An 18,364-nucleotide genomic window follows, 5' to 3' on the forward strand; every position below is an offset into this window, starting at 1 on the left:
GAGCTGAGAGGATAGACTGGTGATCGTTACTCGATACCCCCGGTCACGGCAAAGGCGCCGGCCACGCGACCGTCCTGCAGGCGCATAATTGCGGTCACGATCGAGCCGTAGGAACCTCGCCAGACACTATGGACGGCCTTGTGTGTGTCGGATGAAACGAGCGCTCGTCCGCTGAAGCTCGCGCCGATTCGCTGCATTTCGATCGCCTCTCCGTTGACGTGAACCTTCACGCTGGCTTTGTCGGTTTCGATCGCTCCGTCCGAATGCGCGTCGAGCGTGATGATTATCTCATCCTGGTTGCCCACATGGCGTGTCTCAGCGCGAAGCGTGATGACCAGCGGCTGCGTTTCGATGGCATCGAACGTTGCCCGGCTGGGAAAAATGTCGTCGGGGAGTTCCGGCGTCCGCGGTGGACGGGTCCGTCGCGTGGTCGATCGCTCGAAGTCCCCTGCAATCCGAAGCAGCCTCGTGTCGTCATAGGCCTTGCCCGCGAATGTGAGGCCGACCGGCATGCCGATGTCGGCCATCGTGCCCATCGGAACGGTGACGGTGGGAATGCCGAGATGCCGCGGCACGAGGTTTCCGTTGGCGACCCAGGTTCCATTGCGCCAGGCGAGGACCGCGGAAGCCTCGTTCACATCCGCGTCGGCCGGTCCGACGTCGGCTGCGGCAGGAAAAACCACGGCGTCCAGCCCCTGTTCATCGAGCCAGTCCTCGAAATCGATGCGCCGCGTCGCCTCAAGGCCTTTCAGGCCGCGCTCCAGCCCAGGGATGTTCTCGAACGGCGTTACGCCGCGCTTTGCCCGTTCGACATAGTCGGCGAGATCGAAGTCGTCGCCATAGCGGTCCGGCAGCGTGCCGGGCGGCTGCGGAAATATCTTCGCGCCGTCGACAGAGGCCAGGTTCGGGATCGTTGGATCGGCATTTGCCCGCAAGAAATCGTCCCATGCCCAGACGCACAGGTCCCAGATTTCGCGCTCGGCGAATTCTTCGGGAACCAGGCCGCGATCCACCATGGATTTCGCGCCGGGCCGGTCGCGCTCGTAATTGGAGACGACGGGGAAGTCGACTTCCACCACAGTTGCGCCGAGCCGCCTCAAATCCGCTGCCGCCTGTTCCCACAGATCGAGGACGGAGGCGCGTGTTTCGATGGGAGCGTCAGCGTCGCTGTCGCGGCCGATATACATGCGTGGCACGCCGAGCCGCACGCCTTGCAATGATCCGTCCAGCTTGAGATCGCTATAGCGCGGTGGACGTATGGCCGAACTCGACGGCAAGTCGACCCAAGGCTGCGCGCGCCAGAAATCGCCGCTGGTCGTATGGTCGTCCTCGACAATCACGTCGAGCAGCTCAAGCATATCCGGCACGCTTCGCGTGTGCGGAACAACCACATCCATTGTCGGAACGAGCGGCCAGTTGCCGCGCACCGAAATGACGCCTCTCGACGGCGTATAAGCCACCAGCGCGTTGTTGGATGCCGGCGCGCGGCCCGAAGACCATGTTTCCTCGCCTAGCCCGAATGCCGCAAAGCTTGCAGCCGTCGCCGTGCCCGAACCGTTGGAAGACCCGGAAGCGAAGGCTGCCGTCAGGTAGTCGGCATTGTAGGGGCTTTCCGCCCGCCCATAGACGCCGCGCTGCATTCCGCCATTTGCCATCGGCGGCATGTTGGTGAGTCCGATGAGGACTGCTCCGCCCGCCCGCAATCGCTCGATGGTGAAAGCATCCTCGTTGGCGACCAGATGTTCGAATGCAGGCGACCCGGCCGCTACCGTCAGGCCTGCGACCTTGTAGCTGTCCTTCGCGGTGTATGGGATGCCGTCCAGCGGCCCAAGCGTGGTGCCGCCCTTGCGACGCAGATCGGATGCGGCAGCTTCTTCGAACACATCGGGATTGAGGACAGGAACGGCGTTGAGGGCGATGCCATGCCGGTCAAAATAGGCGATCCGCCGCAGATAGGCGCCGACCAGTTCCACACTGGTTACGGTCCCGGCATCGAGCGCCTGCCTGATTTGGTCGATGGTCGCTTCAACGATGTGGAGACCGTTATGCGTCATGGGACTTTTTCCGAAGTTCTGGGGGGAGCCGGTAATCGCCGGGGAAACTCGATCCGATAAATGATTTTGCTCAATCCTGCGGGCGGATATGACGATACTCTGAACATCGAGCGGCGTTTCGTATAGCCACGAACGGGAAAAGCAGTGGCCATTGGCACCGAGGCTTCTGCATTTCACCGTCAAAACGGCACGAGCGCCAAACCACTATCGAGAAAATTGGAGATCGCCATGTCAGCCGATATTCCTACGACCGCTTTGCCTTCCGGCGAGCTGGTTCCAGTGCTCGGGCAGGGCACATGGTTCATGGGCGAGGATCGCCGCAAATCCGGGCAGGAAGCCGATGCGCTGAGGCTTGGCATCGATCTTGGCATGACCTTGATCGACACCGCTGAAATGTACGCAAGCGGCGGCGCCGAAGAGGTTGTCGGCGAAGCTATCGAGGGGCGGCGCGATGAGGTGTTCCTGGTGAGCAAGGTGCTTCCCTCGAACGCTTCGCGGCGGGGAACGATTCTCGCCTGCGAACGCAGCCTCAAGCGGCTTCGCTCTGGGACGATCGATCTTTACCTGCTCCATTGGCGCGGCAGCTACGCTCTCGAAGAGACCATTGCTGCTTTCGACGATCTTATCCGGGCGGGGAAGATCCGAAGCTGGGGCGTCAGCAATTTCGACACCGACGACATGGAGGAAATCGTCGCGCTATCCGGGGGCGACAAGGTCGCCAGCAACCAGATCCTGTACAATCTCGCGCGGCGCGGACCGGAATTCGATCTGATGCCGTGGTGCCGGTCTCGAAACATTCCGCTCATGGCCTATTCGCCGATCGAGCAGGGGCGGTTGCTGCGAAACGCGACACTTGCCGAGGTCGCAAAGGAGTGCGGTGCGACGCCGGCCACCGTGGCGCTTGCCTGGGTGCTGAGCCATGACGGCGTCATCGCAATTCCGAAATCCAGCAATCCTGAACATTTGCGCGACAACAGAAAAGCGGCCGATCTCAAGCTGACGGCAGAACAACTGGCAAGGCTGGACCGGGCTTTCCCTGCGCCGGGACGCAAGACCGCGCTCGAGATGCTGTAGAGTTCGTCAGTCAATCACGGCTCGGCGTGATGGCAGCGGACGTAGGTGGCGTCCAGCAGCTGCGGTTCCGGGGCGGTCGTGCGGCAAAGCTCGGTCGCCAGCATGCAGCGCGGATGGTAGCTGCATCCTGTCGGCGGATCGATGGGGCTCGGCAGGTCGACCACTGCAGGAACGCGGTCGCGGTTCGGTCTTTCAAGGTCCGGCACGGTGTCGAGCAGGAAGCGCGTGTAAGGGTGCTTCGGCCGCTCGAACAGGTCGTCGGTCGCGGCCTCTTCGACAATGCGCCCAAGATACATCACCGCGACGCGGTCCGAGACGTGGCGAACCGCTGCCAGATTGTGACTTATGAACAGATAAGTCAGTCCAAGTTCCCGCTGCAAGTCCTTGAGCAGGTTGAGAATTTGCGCCTGGACGGACACGTCGAGCGCCGAGGTCGGCTCGTCGCAGATGAGAAACTCCGGTTCCGCCGAAAGCGCGCGGGCGATCGAGATGCGCTGGCGTTGTCCGCCGGAGAATTCGTGCGGATAACGTGCAGCGTCCCGCCAGGACAAGCCGACGATCTCCAGCAATTCGCGCACCCTCAGATCGGTCTCGCCACCGGCCCGGCGCAATCCGAGATGGCGGATCGGCTCGGCGATGATATCGCCGACTCGCCAGCGTGGGTTCAGGCTGGCATAGGGGTCCTGAAATATCATCTGCGTGCGCACGCTGCCGTCGCTGCCGCTCCCTGTCGCAAAGGAGAGGCTGCCGCGAGTCGGCTGGTAGAGCCCGACGACCAGACGCGCCAGCGTCGACTTCCCGCAGCCGGACTCGCCGACGATCGAAAAGGTCGTGCCGCGCGGGATGGCGAAGCTCAGGCCGTCGACCGCCTTCAAGGTTCGTTCCGGCTTGCGCATGACGGTTCGGTCAAACCATGACGGCGAGACGTCGAAATGGCAGGCTATGTCTTCCACACGCAGTGTCGGCTGTGCGAGCGCACCCATCACGCGGCCTCCACGGCTTCGGCCACAGCCAGCTTCCAGCAGGCGACCGAGCCTCGTCCATTCGGCAAGAGCCTGGGCAGATCGCTGCGGCAGCGCGCATCCGCGATTTCGCAGCGTGGATTGAACGCGCAACCGGCTGGCATGGAATTGAGGCGCGGCATGGCGCCATCGATCTGGGCCAGACGCTCGTGACGCGCAGCAAGGCTCGGAATCGAGCCGATCAGGCCGCGCGTGTAGGGATGCTGCGGCCGCTTGATTATGTCCTCGACCGGTCCGATTTCGACAATGCGTCCCGCATACATCACCGCCACACGATCGGTGGTTTCGGCGATCACGCCCATGTCATGGGTCACCAGCATGATGGCCGTGCCGCGTTCCCCGCAGATTCGCTTGAGCAGTGCCGTGATCTGCGCCTGGATGGAAACGTCGAGCGCCGTCGTCGGCTCGTCGGCGACGACAAGTTCCGGTTCGGCGGCGAGCGCGAGTGCGATCACCACACGCTGCCGCATCCCGCCCGAGAATTGATGCGGGTACTGGCCGACACGAAGCTCCGGCGAGGGGATGCCGACCTCGTTCAGGAGGTCGATGGCGCGCCTTGCAGCCTCATTCCGCGACAGCGGAAGGTGGCAGCGTATCGTTTCCACAAGCTGATCGCCCACGGTGAGGAGCGGGTTCAGCGATGTGAGCGGGTCTTGAAAGATCGCGCCGATGGTCTTGCCGCGCAGCGCCATCAATTGCCGCCTCGGCAGATTGTCGATGCGTTTGCCACTGACATGGATCTCGCCGCCCGCGATCCTGCCCGGCGGTTCGAGCAGGCCGATCACGGCAGCACCGGTCAGGGATTTTCCTGCTCCGGATTCACCGACGACACCCAGTATCTCGCCGCGCCTGATCGACAGGCTGACACCGCGAATTGCCGTCAACACGCCGCGCCGCGTCGGGAACTCGACGAGCAGATCGCGAATGCTGAGTACCGGCGGGTCGAGCGGGGGCTCATTTGGCGCAAACGCGGCGTTCATGGGGTCACTCCGTCTCGAACAAGGCGGCACCCTCGCGGGCGACGACTTTTCCGCGTTTCATCACCAGCGGACGAGGGCGGCGCGAGACGACCGCCTCGGCCAGTGTCTCGCCTTCGATCAACACAAGATCGGCGGCATCGCCGACAGCAAGGCCGTAATCCTGGCAGCCCATGACGGCAGCACCGCCGGTGGTCACCACCTCGACGGCGCGGCGAATTTCGTCGTCACGGTCGAGATCGTTGCGCATGCCGAGGAAGATCGCGCGCTCCAGCATGTCGGCATTGCCGTAGGGGCTCCAGCAGTCGCGAATCCCGTCCGAGCCGGAGCAGACCGTGATTCCGGCATCCAGGGTGCGGATCAGAGGCGGGCAGGGATAACCGGCCGGTCCCGTGGTCATGATCGCGATGCCTGCGTCAGCCAGTTCGTCGAGCAGATTGCCGATGGCAAGGTAGTCGTTGTGGCCGAGGCAGAAGGCATGGCTGACGGTCACCTTGCCGGCCATCGCGTGAGCGCGCGTACGGTCGATGATAAGGCGCATCGAGAACGCGCCAAGCTCGCCCAATTCATGCAGATGGATGTCGATCGGCTTTCCATGCTTTTCGGCGAGCGCGAAGACCACATCGAGATGGCCTTTCGGATCGAGGTCCATCGAGCAGGGATCGAGCCCGCCGACGACCTCGGCGCCGAGGCTCAACGCCTCGTCCATCAGTTCCTTCGTTCCCTGGCGGATAAGCATGCCGGACTGGGGGAAGGCGACGATTTCGAGGTCGATCACGTCAGCATATTTTTCGCGCGTCGCCATGACACCCAGCACGCCGTTCAGGCCGTGTTCGGTGTCGATGTCGACATGGCTGCGGATGTGCGTGGTGCCGTGTGACACCGAAAGCGCTACCTGCCGCGCCGATTGGCGCGCTGGGTTGAGGCCGAGCCGCGCCTTCGAGTTGCGCTCATTGGTGATCTTGTCGATCAGGGTGGAACCGACATTGTTGTGGTTCCAGGGCATGCCGAACAATGTCTTGTCGAGATGGGTGTGTGCCTCGACAAAACCTGGCAGGACGATCGCCCCCTTTCCGTCGATCGTTTCGACCTCAGAGGTGGTCGAAGTGGCCTGAGCGATGCGTCCATCAGCAATCGTCAGGTCAATTGCGGTTTCGCCCCAAGGCCGCACATTTTTCAGGATCAGTGTTTCGCTCATGGTCAGCCTCTTGGTCAGCGGAGTTTCGGGTTGAGGGCGTCACGCAGCCAGTCGCCGAGAAGGTTGACGGCGAGGATGATCAGGCTGAGTTGCAGCGCCGGGAACAGCACGACCCACCAGCTTCCGGAAAAGAAATACTGGTTGCCGATGCGGATCAGGGTGCCGAGCGAAGGCTGGGTTACCGGCATGCCGACACCGAGAAAGGAAAGGGTGGCTTCCGCCAGGATGGCGAGGCCGAGGTTTAGCGTTGCCGTCACCAGCACGGCGGTCATGACGTTGGGCAAGATGTGCGTGAGCATGATTCGCAGAGGTGGCAACCGCAGGATGCGGGCGGCCAGCACATATTCCTTGCGCGCTTCAACCATGGTCGAGGCGCGCACGATGCGGGCGTACTGAACCCATGAGGTGATGGCGATCGACGTGGTCAGGATGACCGGCGTGAAGGCGTCCCGCATCGAAACGGGCAGGAGTTCGCGGAAGATCGCGCTGACCAGGATGGCGACGAGCAGCGTCGGTATCGAGAGCACGAGATCGCCGATACGCATCAGCAGATTGTCGATCCGGCCGCCGACATAGCCCGAAGTCAGTCCGACCACGATGCCGATCATCACCGACACGATAACGCTGGCAAAGCCGATCATCAGCGAAATGCGCGAGCCGTAGAGAATAGCCGAAAAGATGTCGCGGCCTTGCACGTCGGTGCCGAGCAGGTATGGCGCTTGGCCCTCAGCGGTCCAGATCGGCGGGAGTTCCGCCTTGTCGAGGTAGAGCTGCGTCAGGTCGTAGGGGTCCTGCGGCGAGAGCAGCGGTGCGGCGATGGCGGTCAGCGCAATGACGAGTAGCACGATCGCCGATATGACCGCCGAGGGGGTGCGCAGGAAGCCATAGACCAGATCGCCATCGAGAAAGGCCTTCAGGCGGGCAAGCCGAGGCACGGCCGGCATCTTCGCTGTCTGCTCAACGGACATTGCTGCCTCCCGCCGTCCCCGTCTGCCGCAGGCGCGGATCGACGGCTAGGTAGATGAAATCGACTATGGTGTTGAGCGTGATGAAGATGACCGAGACGATCATCAGATAGGCCGCCATGACGGGGATATCGATGAACATCACCGCCTGCACGAACAGCAATCCCATGCCGGGCCACTGGAATACGGTCTCGGTCACCAGGGCAAAAGCGATGAGGTCGCCGATCAGCATGCCGGTCATCGTCACCACCGGCATCATGCAGTTCCTCAAGGCATGGCGGAAATGCACGATGCGGTCGGGAAGGCCCCGGGCACGCGCGAATTTGACATAGTCGGTTCGCAGCACCTCCAGCATTTCGGCGGTAACCAGGCGCATGATGAAGGAGATCTGGAACAGCGCCAGCGATGTTGCGGGCATTATGAGTGCCAGCCTTCCCGATGGGGTGAGCAGGCCGGTCGACCACGTGCCGAACTGCACGACCTCGCCACGCCCGAAGGCCGGGAGCCAGCCGAGCTGCACCGAAAACACCAGGATCAGCACGATGCCGATGACGAAGGCCGGCACGGAAACGCCGACCATGGAGATCATGCGGGCAACGCGCGCCGCCGGGTTCTTCGGGTTGATCGCAGCAAAGACGCCTAGCGGCACGCCAATCGCCAGCGCCAGCACGGTCGAGACCATGACAAGCTCGAATGTCGCCGGAAAGCGTTCGGCGATGAGCGACATAACTTCACGCTGGTTGCGGAACGAGATGCCGAAATCGCCCTGCACCGCGCGGGTGACGAAGGAGAAGAACTGCATGACGACGGGCTGGTCGAGACCGAGGCGAAGCCGCAGCGCGACGCGTTCTTCCTGGCTTGCCTGTGCGTTGAGCATCAGCTGGACCGGGTCGCCCAGAAACTGGAAGATCATGAAGGCGATGAAGGCGACGACAAGCATGACAAGCGCTGCATTGCCGATGCGTTTGACGATGATGGCGAGCATGTCTGCCGTCTCCTGACGGGTTTCAATGAGGCCTGAACCGGGCTGACGCCCGGCTGATTTCGTCCGGCCCGGAGTGCCCGGGCCGGAGGCGGAAGATCACTTCATCTTGGTCAGCCAGTGGCGTGGCTTGTTGTCGGTCAACTGGACGAGGCTTTCGACTTTCGAGCCGGTCGCCCATGCCATGGGCTGCTGGTGCAGCGGCAGGAAGGCCACGTCGTCCTTGATCTTGGTCAGTGCCTCGCTCTGGAAATCCAGGCGCTTTTCGCGGTCGAGTTCCTTGCCGGCGGCATCGATCAGCGCATCGACCTCCGGATATTTCCATCCGCCCCAGTTGAACACACCAGACGTGCCCGTCTTGGAATGCACGACCTGCACGAGGATCGAGTAGCTGTCGATCATCGGCTCGTTGGCCCAGCCGAGTATGCCGACATCGAACTTGCCGCTCTCGAATTTCGCCGTCTGCAGGCTGGTCGGCGCAACGTCGAGCGTTGCCTTCAGCCCGACGCGGGCCCACATCGAGGAGACCGCCTGGCAGATCTCCTCCTCGTTGACGTAGCCGTCGTTCTCGCAAACGAAGGAGAAGGTGAAGCCGTTGGGATATCCTGCCTCCGCCAGAAGCTTCTTGGCTGCGTCCGGGTCATAGGGCAGGCGCGAATCCAGCGCTTCGACATAACCGGGAATGGCAGGGGCAACCATCGACCCGGTGTTGCGCGACAGGCCGCGCATCACCTTCTTCTGCAAGGCGTCGATATCGATCGACTGGTACATCGCCTGGCGAACCTTGATGTCGTTCATCGGGTTCTTGTCGGTGACGTCGGAGGCGATCGTCTTGTCGGTCCGGTTGAAGACGAAGAACACGGTCCGCAATTCATTGCTTGCCAGCACCTTGATGTCTGACGAAGCCTGCAGGCGGGGAATGTCCTGGAGGGGCGCGGAATTGGTGAAGTCGATCTCGCCCGACAGAAGGGCTGCAACGCGCGTGGCCGCCGAGGTGATCGGGGTGAAGACGATCTTGTCGATGTTGTGCCGCGGCTTGTCCCACCAGGCCTTGTTGACCTCGAAGACCGTCTCGGCATCGGGCTTGCGCGATACGATCTTGAACGGGCCGGTGCCGTTGGCGTGGGCCGTGGCATAGCCTTCGACGCCCTTGCCGACATCCGTCGGAGCCTCAGCCTTGTTGGCGACCAGCCATTCCTTATCGAAGATGACGATGTTGGTGAGATCGTTGAGCAGCAGCGGGTAATTCGGCGTGGTGGTGATCTCGACCGTGAAGTCGTCGATCTTCTTTGCGCTCTGGTAAGCCGGCAGATTGCCTCGCAGAGGCGAGGCCGGGTCACTGACGCGCGTCAGCGAAGCAAGCACGTCGTCGGCGGTGAATGGCGCGCCGTCATGGAAGGTGACGCCCTGACGCAGATGAAAGCGCCAGAGGGTCGGAGACACGACTTCCCACGACGTGGCGAGCGCCGGTGCGATCTGCAGATTGTCGTCGTAGCGCACCAGTCCTTCATAGACATGGTTGAGCACGGCGATGGTGAACGTGTCTCCGTAGGAATACGGGTCGAGCGAGACGACGTCGCGCTGGGCACCCCACTTGAGAACATTTTCGGCGGCTGCCGAGAATGTTGAGAGCGTTAGCGCCGCGATGCAGGCAACGGACGTCTTCAAGAACGATTTCATTGCAGCCTCTCCATTGTTTTTTATCAAATCTGAATTTGCCGTCCAGATAGGCGTTCCCGTGGATTGCACTTAATTTGAGCTTGTTGTGATTATTTTTTATGCAATCTGTATCCACTTGATAAACGATAGTGTATACTGTTTAATGGCGCAAGAGAAAACATTTGGTATCGATCCTGTACGCAGATTGGGAACACGCCATGGTTGACACTGGCACCGGGTATTCGGATAAATCGCTGCACCATGACCTCACAGGAAATCACGCCGACCAAACGCGCGAGCCGCGCCGGCAACCTCGCAGACGGCGTCTATCAGGCGCTGAGACGAGCAATCATCGAACAGGCGATCGCACCGGGCACGAAGCTGCCGGAGGATTCGGTCGGCGAGAGTTTTGGCGTCAGCCGCACGGTCGTGCGCAGCGTGCTTGCCCGCTTGACTGTGGAGGGCCTCGTTTCGCAGCAGCCCAACAAGCGTGCGACGGTGGCCTCACCGAGCCTTGCGGAGGCGCGCGGCGTCTTTCAGGTGCGGCGCAGCCTGGAGCGGACGGTGATCGAGACGCTCGCCGGACGCATGACGCCCGCCATGACGGAAAAATTGCGGTCGCATGTCGCGGCGGAAGAACGGGCACAGGGACGCGACGGACCGGAATCGATACGGCTCGCCGGCGAGTTCCATACGCTGCTTGCGGATATGACGGGCAACGAGCTTCTCATTCGCTATGTCGCGGAAGTTGCATCGCGCTGTTCGCTGATCCTTGCCCTTTACGGCCGGCCGCATTCATCGGAGTGCGCGGTCAACGAGCATCAGATGATCATCGACGCGCTTGTGCGCGGCGACGAGGAAACGGGCATCAGGATCATGGACGAGCATCTGACCGCCGTGGCGACACGAGGTCTCCTCGACCTGAAGCCGGCGCGCGAGCGCGAGCTGAAGGATTTGCTGGCGGATTACCGGCCGCTCGCCGCAAAGAGCTAAGCCAGCGCCTTTCCCCACAAGCTGAAGAGCGGCGCGCAAAAGCCGCCGCTTCTGCCATTCCGTTCTCATTCGACATTCGCACATGCGCTTACCCGCGCGTGGGCGTTGCGATTTTCTTGTCTCAACTTTCCTGAAAGCACGCTCATGACCAACAAGACCAGTTTCGATTTCGAACGAATGTCCGAACGCGAGAAGTACAAGCTTCTGATCGGCGCGGTGGTACCGCGTCCGATCGCGCTGGTGACGACGGTGGATCTGAACGGGCGCGTCAATGCCGCGCCCATAAGCTTTTTCAACTGCCTGTCGGCCGAGCCCGCGATTCTTGCGCTCGGCGTGGAAAATCATGACGATATGTCCTTCAAGGACACCGCCTGGAACGTGCGTACGACCGGCGTCTTCACGGTCAACATCGTCTCAAGCACGATGCTCGACGCCATGAATGTCTGCGCGGTGCCGTTTTCATCGGATATCGATGAACTTGCCGAAGCCGGGCTGACCGCCGTTCCCGGATCGAAGATCGCAGCGCCCCGTATCGCGGAATCGCCCGCCGCCTTCGAATGCCGCAACTATGTGACGCTCGGCGTCGGCAATTCGCGCGAGGTCATCCTCGGCGAGATTGTCGCGGCCCATATCCGCTCCGACATCGTCAATCCCCGGCTGCATGTCGATCCCGTCGGCTTGGACGCGATCGGCCGTATGGGCGGTCATGGCTATGCGCTGTCCCGAGAAACCTTCGACCTTCCGACCATGAGCGTCTCACAATGGGAAGAACGCAAGCGCAAGCCCGCGGCCGAATAGGGAACGATGATGATGAGCGAAGGCAAGCGCACGCTGATGACCGCCGCCTGGGTGGTCGGCCATGAGGACGACCGTCATACGCTGCTGCCCGGCGGAGAGGTCGTCTATCAGGATGGCGAAATCCTCTTTGTCGGTCACGACTTCTCCGGCGAAGTGGATGAACGGATCGACTGCGGGCAGGCTCTGATCGCTCCCGGCTTCATCGATCTCGACGCCTTGTCCGATCTCGATACGACGATCCTGTCTTTCGACAACCATCCAGCGTGGCGCAAGGGCCGCGTCTGGCCGAAATCCTATATGGAGGCCGGGCCTTATGAGATGTATTCACTTGATGAGCTGGTGTTCCAGAAGCGCCATGCCTTCGCACGCCTGATACGCAACGGCGTAACGACCGCTCTGCCGATTGCCTCGCTCTATTATCGCGAATGGGGCGAGACGGTGGAGGAGTTCGAAGGGGCGGCTGAAGCTGCCGCCGATCTTGGCCTGCGCGTCTATCTGGGCCCGGCCTATCGCACCGGCAATCCCGTCGTGGTGGAGGAGGGGAAGTTCGAACTGTTCTTCGACGAGCCGCGTGGACTGAAGGGGTTGGCCGACGCGATTTCCTTTTGTGAGCGGCTGGATGGCCGGCATGGCGGCCTTGTCCGTACCATGCTTGCGCCGGACCGTATCGAGACCTGCACCGCCGAGCTGCTGAGACGCACTGCCGCCGCGGGCAAAGACCTGGGCGTGCCGGTGCGGTTGCACTGCTGCCAGGGCGGTTTCGAGCGCGAGACCGTGCGGCGACTGCATGGCATGACCTCGATCGAATGGCTGGATAGCCTGGATTTCCTCACTGAGAAGACCCTTCTGCCGCACGGCACTTTCGTCAGCCCATCGCGCTTCGTGCCGGAGCCGGGGCGCGATCTCGAGATCATCGCCGAGGCCAGTTCGGTCATCGTACACTGCCCGCTGGTTGCAGCACGCTTCGGTGACGGGCTTGAAAGTTTCAGCAGCTACCGCGAGCGTGGCCTTCGCATCGGGCTTGGCACGGACACCTCTCCACCCGACATGCTGCTCAATCTGCAGATCGGCCTGATGATCTGCCGCTTTGTCGAGGGGAAGGCCGAGGCATGCCGCGCCGAAGACTATTTCGATGCCGCCACCCTTGGCGGAGCAGATGCTCTTGGCAGATCAGATCTCGGCCGGCTCGCACCAGGCTGTCGCGCCGACATGGTGGTCTGGGATCTGGCTAACCCCGATATCGGCCAGGTTATCGACCCGATCCAGACGCTCTTGATCTCGGCATCCGGCCGCGATGCCCGAACCGTCATCATCGACGGTCGAATGGTCATGCGCGACCGGCAGATTCCGGGGATGGATTTCGCTGCCGACGCCATGCGGGCGCAACGCCAGTTCGAAGGGCTGGTCGCAAAATATCCCGACCGAACCTGGGCTCATCCTGCGGCTGAGGAAATCTTTTCGTCGGCTTACCGTATCGTCCGATCAACCGATGCAGCGCAAGGCTGAGCGCAGAAGGGCACTTTCCATGCGTATTCTTGTCGTTAATCCCAACACCACCGAGAGCATGACCGCGACGATCGCCGATGCAGCGCGGGCTATAGCCTCCGGCGGAAGCGAGATCGTTGCGGTCACGTCGCGCATGGGGCCGGTTTCGATCGAGGGATATTACGATGAAGCGCTGGCCGTTCCCGGCATGCTGGCAGAAATCGCCTCGGGAGAACGTAACGGAGCAGACGCCGCCATCATCGCCTGCTTCGACGATACCGGCCTTGATGCCGCGCGAGCCATGGCAAACATGCCGGTGATCGGCATATGCGAAGCAGCACTAGTCACCGCTGCCTTTCTGGCCCCGCGCTTCTCTGTCGTCACCACACTTGAGCGTTCGCGCATTCCGATCGAGCACCTGGTGCAGCGATACGGCATGGCGGGCAGGGTGCGCGTGCGTGCCGCCGACATTCCGGTTCTTTCGCTGGAGGATCCGGCCTCCGGCGCAAAGGCCAAGCTGACGGAGGAAATTCGCCGGGCGCTCGATGAGGACCGCGCCGAAGCTATCGTTCTGGGATGCGCCGGCATGGCGGACCTGGCACGAGCATTCCAGGCCGAGTTCGGCGTCCCTGTGATCGACGGGGTCGGTGCGGCCGTCAAGCAAGCCGAGGCGCTCGTCTCGCTGGGGCTCCAGACCAGCAAGCGCGGGGCCTATGCCCGCCCGGTCATCAAGCCGTATGTCGGCGCCCTGAGTTCGTTTGCGCCACAGGCCCTCTAGTCTGCTAGTTTTCCGATCGATTGGTCTGTCCCACGGCGACGATCTGCCACGCAGTCGTGATTGGAGACGACGCCTTCTGACAGCTATATGCAGCGCAAACGTAATTGTTGCGGGGAATCATGGCGTTGGATGTCAGCTATCTCAGTGCGGTCGGGGCAGGGGCGCTTTCGTTCCTGTCGCCCTGCGTGCTGCCGCTGGTGCCGCCTTACCTCTGCTATATGGCTGGCGTTTCGGTCGATGATTTTCGTGCCGAGGGTGGAAAGGTCGCCAAGTCGGCCACGCGAAACGCGCTTCTGATAACGTCGGTCGCCTTCGTTCTGGGATTTTCCACCGTATTCGTGGCGCTCGGCGCCGGCGCTTCGACGATCGGACGGCTCCTGCGCGTCTGGCAGGAGCCCTTGGCTATGGCGGCCGGCGTCCTCATCATCCTGATGGGGCTAAATTTTCTCGGCATTCTGAAAATCCCGTTGCTGTCGCGCGAGGCGCGCTTCCAGTCGGAAGGCAAGCCCGCCAGTACGGTCGCCGCGTACGCCATGGGACTCGCTTTCGCTTTCGGCTGGACGCCATGCATCGGGCCGGTGCTTGGACCGATCCTGACGCTTGCCGGTGGACGCGAGACGGTCAGCGAAGGGGCGCTGCTGCTGGCGGCCTATTCGCTCGGGCTCGGCATACCTTTCCTGCTGGCGGCGCTGTTTTCAGGGGCCTTCATGCAATTTCTCGGCAAATTTCGCGTGCATCTTGGCCGCGTCGAGAAAGTCATCGGGGCGCTTCTGGTCTTGGCCGGCGTGTTCTTCCTCACCGGCGGGGTCCAGAGCGCTTCCTATTGGCTTCTGGAAACCTTTCCGGCGCTCGGCAAGCTGGGCTGACGCATTGTAACTCTGCCAACGCATCGAATTTCAGCCGCATTGGAGCAGGAAGGAAGCAGTGCTAGAACTGCGACGAATCTTCCTGTTTCTTTCCGGAAATCGCCATGACCGCTAGATCCTGCCTGTCGATCATCCTTGCCGCCGGCGAGGGCACGCGCATGAAAAGCGCCTCGCCCAAGGTGCTTCACAAGATAGCCGGCCTGCCTATGGTCGCCCATGTCGCCAAAGCCGCGAAGGCCGCCGGCGCTGGCGATCTCGCTCTGGTTGTCGGCTTCGGGGCGGAGCAGATGCGGGAGGCCGCAGCCTCCTTCGCGCCTGGCACCGAGACCTTCGTTCAGGAAGAACGGCTCGGCACAGCCCATGCTGTGCTTGCCGCGCGAAAGGCGATCGCGCGCGGCTATGACGATATCCTCGTGCTGTTCGGCGATACGCCGCTGCTGGAGGCGGATTCGCTTTCTGCCGCACGGACGAAACTCGGGGAAGGCGCTGCCGTCGTCGTCATCGGCTTTCGCCCGCCCGATCCTTCCGGCTATGGCCGCCTGATCGAAAAGAACGACAAACTTGTCGCGATCCGGGAAGACAAGGATTGCAGCGACGAAGAGCGCAAGATCGGCTTCTGCAATGCCGGCATCATGGCCATTTCGGGTGCGCACGCGCTGAAACTGCTCGACGCCGTCGGCAACAAGAATGCCAAAGGCGAGTATTACCTCACCGACATCGTCGAAATCGCCGATGCAGCCGGCCTGGCAGTGGTGGCGACCGAAGCAAGCTTCGAAAGCGTGCTCGGCATCAACAATCGCGCCGAGCTCGCCGAGGCAGAAGCCATCTGGCAGAAGCGCAAGCGCCGCGAAATGATGCTTTCCGGCGTGACCATGATTGCGCCCGAGACTGTCTTCTTCTCGCACGATACGGAAATCGGCGCGGAAACCATCATCGAGCCGAGTGTCTTTTTCGGCCCCGGCGTGAAGGTTGCGTCAAACGCCAAGATCCACGCCTTCAGCCACATCGAAGGGGCTCTTATTGGCCCCAGCGCCGATGTCGGACCGTTCGCGCGACTGCGGCCAGGCGCCGATCTCAGGGAAAAGGCCAAGGTCGGCAATTTCTGCGAGGTCAAGAAGGCGACGATCGAGGCCGGCGCGAAGGTCAATCACCTCACCTATATCGGCGATGCCCGCGTCGGGCAGGGCGCCAATATCGGGGCGGGCACCATCACCTGCAATTACGACGGCTACTCGAAATTCTTCACCGATATCGGCCCCGGCGCCTTCATCGGCTCGAACTCCTCGCTCGTCGCGCCGATCACCATCGGCGAGCGCGCCTATGTCGCCTCGGGCAGCGTCATCACCGAGAATGTGCCGGCCGACGCGCTGGCATTCGGGCGGGCGCGGCAGAAGACCTTGCCGGACAAGGCACGCGAATTGCGCGAACGCCGCGCCAATGCAGCGAAAAAGTAACCCGAAGCGGTTATTCGAAGCGCATGCGCTGGACGCTATGGAGGTCATCCTCCATAGCCATAAAGCTGATACCAAAGGATACGGAATGTGACTTCCGCGCGGCCGCCACACTGACTAGATAGCGGCAGGGGAAGTTTGCGGGAACAGGGGCAACCGGACCATGTGCGGAATTGTTGGGATCGTCGGCCGGACAACGGTAGCGCCGCTTATCGTCGACGCATTGAAGCGGCTTGAATATCGCGGCTATGACTCGGCGGGCGTAGCCACCGTCGAAGGCGGCCAGCTTGGCCGCCGTCGCGCCGAGGGAAAGCTCGTCAATCTCGAGCATCGGCTCAAGGCGGAGCCGCTCGACGGCAATATCGGCATTGGTCATACGCGCTGGGCCACCCACGGCGTACCGAACGAGACCAACGCGCATCCGCATTTCTCCAAGGGCGTCGCCGTCGTCCACAACGGCATCATCGAGAATTTCGCCGAATTGCGGAACGAGTTGAAGGCCGACGGCTACGAATTCGTTTCCCAGACGGACACCGAAGTCGTGGCGCATCTGGTGTCGCGCGAGTTGGCGCGGGGCGCTGATTCCATCAAAGCCGCCCATAACGCGCTGAAGCGCCTTGAAGGCGCGTTCGCGCTGGCGATCATGTTCCAGGGCGACGACAACCTGATCGTCGGCGCCCGCAACGGCCCGCCGCTGGCGGTCGGACATGGCGAGGGCGAGATGTATCTCGGCTCCGACGCCATCGCGCTCGCTCCCTTCACCAATTCGATCACCTATCTCGAGGATGGCGACTGGGCGGTCGTACGCCGCAACGAGGTCGGCATCTTCGACATGGACGGCAATGCAGTCGAGCGTCGGCGGCAGCAGTCGCTCAGCACCAGCTTCATGGTCGACAAGGGCAACCGCCGCCATTTCATGGAAAAGGAAATCCATGAGCAGCCGGAAGTCATTTCGCACACGCTGGCCCATTACGTCGATTTCACCGACGGCATTTCGAAGCCCATGGATCTGCCATTCGATTTCGCCAAGCTCGACAGACTGGCGATTTCGGCTTGCGGCACGGCCTATCTCAGTGGGCTGATCGGCAAATACTGGTTCGAGCGTATCGCCCGCCTGCCGGTCGATATCGATGTCGCATCGGAATTCCGCTACCGCGAAATGCCGATCTCGAAGAACAGCGCCGCCTTCTTCATCTCGCAGTCGGGTGAAACCGCCGACACGCTGGCCTCGCTGCGCTACTGCCGCAAGGCCGGCATTCCCATCGGGGCCATCGTCAATGTCCGCGAATCGACCATCGCGCGCGAATCCGACGTGATCCTGCCGACCCTTGCCGGGCCTGAAATCGGCGTTGCCTCGACGAAGGCATTTACGTGCCAGCTTTCGGTTCTGGCATCGCTTGCCGTGCGTGCAGGCGTGGCGCGCGGGACGATCTCGCGCGAGCAGGAAAAGACGCTGGTGCGCGAACTGTCCGAAGCGCCGCGTTTCGCCAACCATGTGCTCAAGCTCGAGGAGCAGATCGAAAAGATCGCGCGGGAACTTTCGCGCTACAAGCATGTGCTCTATCTCGGCCGCGACACCAACTATCCGCTCGCCATGGAAGGCGCGCTGAAGCTCAAGGAAATTTCCTACATCCATGCCGAAGGCTACGCCGCCGGCGAGTTGAAGCACGGGCCGATCGCGTTGATCGACGAGAACATGCCGGTCATCGTCATTGCCCCGCATGACCGCATTTTCGAGAAAACCGTGTCGAACATGCAGGAAGTCGCTGCACGCGGCGGCAAGATCATCCTGATCACCGACCAGAAGGGCGCCGATCAGGCCGCGATGAAGACGATGGAAACGATCATTCTGCCCGATATGCCGGAGATCATCACGCCGATCGTCTATGCACTGCCGATCCAGATGCTCGCCTACTACACGGCTGTCTTCATGGGCACGGATGTCGATCAGCCCCGCAATCTGGCAAAGTCGGTTACCGTCGAATAACGAAAACGCCGCTTCCGGTTGGCGATGTCGATCTTTGCATCTGCAGCATCACTGCTGCTGACAAAACCGTGTCCG

At 62.0% G+C, this 18,364-nt stretch carries 15 protein-coding genes; 8 read left to right on the forward strand and 7 right to left on the reverse strand.

All coding sequences use genetic code 11. The annotated features are described in order from the left end of the window. Positions 1 to 26: 26 nt before the first annotated feature. Positions 27 to 2,054: an amidase gene (locus tag BM413_RS12430; RefSeq protein ID WP_091913640.1), complete on the reverse strand. Its 2,028-nt coding sequence runs from the start codon at positions 2,052 to 2,054 to the stop codon at positions 27 to 29. Positions 2,055 to 2,282: 228 nt separating this feature from the next. Between BM413_RS12430 and BM413_RS12435 the strand changes: the two genes are divergently transcribed. Beyond that, a complete protein-coding gene (locus BM413_RS12435) occupies positions 2,283 to 3,128 on the forward strand; it encodes an aldo/keto reductase (RefSeq protein ID WP_091913641.1) in 846 nt (281 codons plus the stop codon). A gap of 14 nt (positions 3,129 to 3,142) precedes the next feature. On the opposite strand, the gene BM413_RS12440 is transcribed toward BM413_RS12435, so the two are convergent. The 6 genes from BM413_RS12440 to BM413_RS12465 all read right to left on the reverse strand — a co-directional run bounded on the left by BM413_RS12440 (position 3,143) and on the right by BM413_RS12465 (position 9,952). After that, positions 3,143 to 4,111: an ABC transporter ATP-binding protein gene (locus BM413_RS12440; protein ID WP_091913642.1), complete on the reverse strand. Its 969-nt coding sequence runs from the start codon at positions 4,109 to 4,111 to the stop codon at positions 3,143 to 3,145. Next, positions 4,111 to 5,130, reverse strand: coding sequence for an ABC transporter ATP-binding protein (locus BM413_RS12445; RefSeq protein WP_091913643.1), 1,020 nt, complete (start codon positions 5,128 to 5,130; stop codon positions 4,111 to 4,113). The genes BM413_RS12440 and BM413_RS12445 overlap by 1 nt, the downstream gene beginning before the upstream one ends. A 4-nt stretch (positions 5,131 to 5,134) precedes the next feature. Further along, entirely contained in the window at positions 5,135 to 6,325 is a 1,191-nt protein-coding gene (locus BM413_RS12450; protein ID WP_091913644.1) for an amidohydrolase family protein, read from the reverse strand. 14 nt (positions 6,326 to 6,339) lie between these two features. After that, positions 6,340 to 7,293: an ABC transporter permease gene (locus BM413_RS12455; protein WP_091913645.1), complete on the reverse strand. Its 954-nt coding sequence runs from the start codon at positions 7,291 to 7,293 to the stop codon at positions 6,340 to 6,342. Further along, entirely contained in the window at positions 7,283 to 8,275 is a 993-nt protein-coding gene (locus tag BM413_RS12460) for an ABC transporter permease (protein WP_091913646.1), read from the reverse strand. The genes BM413_RS12455 and BM413_RS12460 overlap by 11 nt, the downstream gene beginning before the upstream one ends. 96 nt (positions 8,276 to 8,371) lie before the next feature. Further along, positions 8,372 to 9,952: an ABC transporter substrate-binding protein gene (locus BM413_RS12465; protein ID WP_091913647.1), complete on the reverse strand. Its 1,581-nt coding sequence runs from the start codon at positions 9,950 to 9,952 to the stop codon at positions 8,372 to 8,374. 240 nt (positions 9,953 to 10,192) lie between these two features. On the opposite strand from BM413_RS12465, the gene BM413_RS12470 reads away from it, so the two are divergent. The 7 genes from BM413_RS12470 (at position 10,193) to glmS (ending at position 18,289) form a co-directional block, all read left to right on the forward strand. After that, the gene (locus BM413_RS12470) at positions 10,193 to 10,924 is read left to right on the forward strand and encodes a GntR family transcriptional regulator (RefSeq protein WP_091913648.1); all 732 of its coding nucleotides are present in this window, start codon (positions 10,193 to 10,195) and stop codon (positions 10,922 to 10,924) included. 144 nt (positions 10,925 to 11,068) lie between these two features. Continuing rightward, a complete protein-coding gene (locus BM413_RS12475; protein ID WP_091913649.1) occupies positions 11,069 to 11,722 on the forward strand; it encodes a flavin reductase family protein in 654 nt (217 codons plus the stop codon). 12 nt (positions 11,723 to 11,734) lie between these two features. Beyond that, complete coding sequence (locus BM413_RS12480; protein WP_244537850.1) at positions 11,735 to 13,228, forward strand: amidohydrolase family protein; 1,494 nt, start codon at positions 11,735 to 11,737, stop codon at positions 13,226 to 13,228. A 19-nt stretch (positions 13,229 to 13,247) separates the two neighbouring features. Then, the gene (locus tag BM413_RS12485) at positions 13,248 to 13,985 is read left to right on the forward strand and encodes an aspartate/glutamate racemase family protein (protein WP_091913651.1); all 738 of its coding nucleotides are present in this window, start codon (positions 13,248 to 13,250) and stop codon (positions 13,983 to 13,985) included. Between the two features lie 119 nt (positions 13,986 to 14,104). Further along, positions 14,105 to 14,851 (forward strand): cytochrome c biogenesis CcdA family protein, encoded by a 747-nt coding sequence (locus BM413_RS12490; RefSeq protein ID WP_091913652.1) that lies wholly within the window; start codon positions 14,105 to 14,107, stop codon positions 14,849 to 14,851. Positions 14,852 to 14,955: 104 nt separating this feature from the next. Continuing rightward, a complete protein-coding gene (gene glmU, locus BM413_RS12495; RefSeq protein ID WP_091913653.1) occupies positions 14,956 to 16,305 on the forward strand; it encodes a bifunctional UDP-N-acetylglucosamine diphosphorylase/glucosamine-1-phosphate N-acetyltransferase GlmU in 1,350 nt (449 codons plus the stop codon). 160 nt (positions 16,306 to 16,465) lie between these two features. Further along, positions 16,466 to 18,289 (forward strand): glutamine--fructose-6-phosphate transaminase (isomerizing), encoded by a 1,824-nt coding sequence (gene glmS, locus BM413_RS12500; protein ID WP_091913654.1) that lies wholly within the window; start codon positions 16,466 to 16,468, stop codon positions 18,287 to 18,289. Positions 18,290 to 18,364: the final 75 nt, after the last annotated feature.

Origin of the sequence: Mesorhizobium sp. YR577 (assembly GCF_900116595.1) — a bacterium.
In the GTDB taxonomy this organism is placed as follows: Bacteria; Pseudomonadota; Alphaproteobacteria; order Rhizobiales; family Rhizobiaceae; genus Mesorhizobium_M.

Excerpts from the sequence above, each read along its gene's own strand:
- BM413_RS12430 (WP_091913640.1), bottom strand. The coding sequence starts at position 2,054 with ATGACGCATAACGGTCTCCACATCGTTGAAGCGACCATCGACCAAATC.
- BM413_RS12435 (WP_091913641.1), top strand. The coding sequence starts at position 2,283 with ATGTCAGCCGATATTCCTACGACCGCTTTGCCTTCCGGCGAGCTGGTT.
- BM413_RS12440 (WP_091913642.1), bottom strand. The coding sequence starts at position 4,111 with ATGGGTGCGCTCGCACAGCCGACACTGCGTGTGGAAGACATAGCCTGC.
- BM413_RS12445 (WP_091913643.1), bottom strand. The coding sequence starts at position 5,130 with ATGAACGCCGCGTTTGCGCCAAATGAGCCCCCGCTCGACCCGCCGGTA.
- BM413_RS12450 (WP_091913644.1), bottom strand. The coding sequence starts at position 6,325 with ATGAGCGAAACACTGATCCTGAAAAATGTGCGGCCTTGGGGCGAAACC.
- BM413_RS12455 (WP_091913645.1), bottom strand. The coding sequence starts at position 7,293 with ATGTCCGTTGAGCAGACAGCGAAGATGCCGGCCGTGCCTCGGCTTGCC.
- BM413_RS12460 (WP_091913646.1), bottom strand. The coding sequence starts at position 8,275 with ATGCTCGCCATCATCGTCAAACGCATCGGCAATGCAGCGCTTGTCATG.
- BM413_RS12465 (WP_091913647.1), bottom strand. The coding sequence starts at position 9,952 with ATGAAATCGTTCTTGAAGACGTCCGTTGCCTGCATCGCGGCGCTAACG.
- BM413_RS12470 (WP_091913648.1), top strand. The coding sequence starts at position 10,193 with ATGACCTCACAGGAAATCACGCCGACCAAACGCGCGAGCCGCGCCGGC.
- BM413_RS12475 (WP_091913649.1), top strand. The coding sequence starts at position 11,069 with ATGACCAACAAGACCAGTTTCGATTTCGAACGAATGTCCGAACGCGAG.
- BM413_RS12480 (WP_244537850.1), top strand. The coding sequence starts at position 11,735 with ATGAGCGAAGGCAAGCGCACGCTGATGACCGCCGCCTGGGTGGTCGGC.
- BM413_RS12485 (WP_091913651.1), top strand. The coding sequence starts at position 13,248 with ATGCGTATTCTTGTCGTTAATCCCAACACCACCGAGAGCATGACCGCG.
- BM413_RS12490 (WP_091913652.1), top strand. The coding sequence starts at position 14,105 with ATGGCGTTGGATGTCAGCTATCTCAGTGCGGTCGGGGCAGGGGCGCTT.
- glmU (WP_091913653.1), top strand. The coding sequence starts at position 14,956 with ATGACCGCTAGATCCTGCCTGTCGATCATCCTTGCCGCCGGCGAGGGC.
- glmS (WP_091913654.1), top strand. The coding sequence starts at position 16,466 with ATGTGCGGAATTGTTGGGATCGTCGGCCGGACAACGGTAGCGCCGCTT.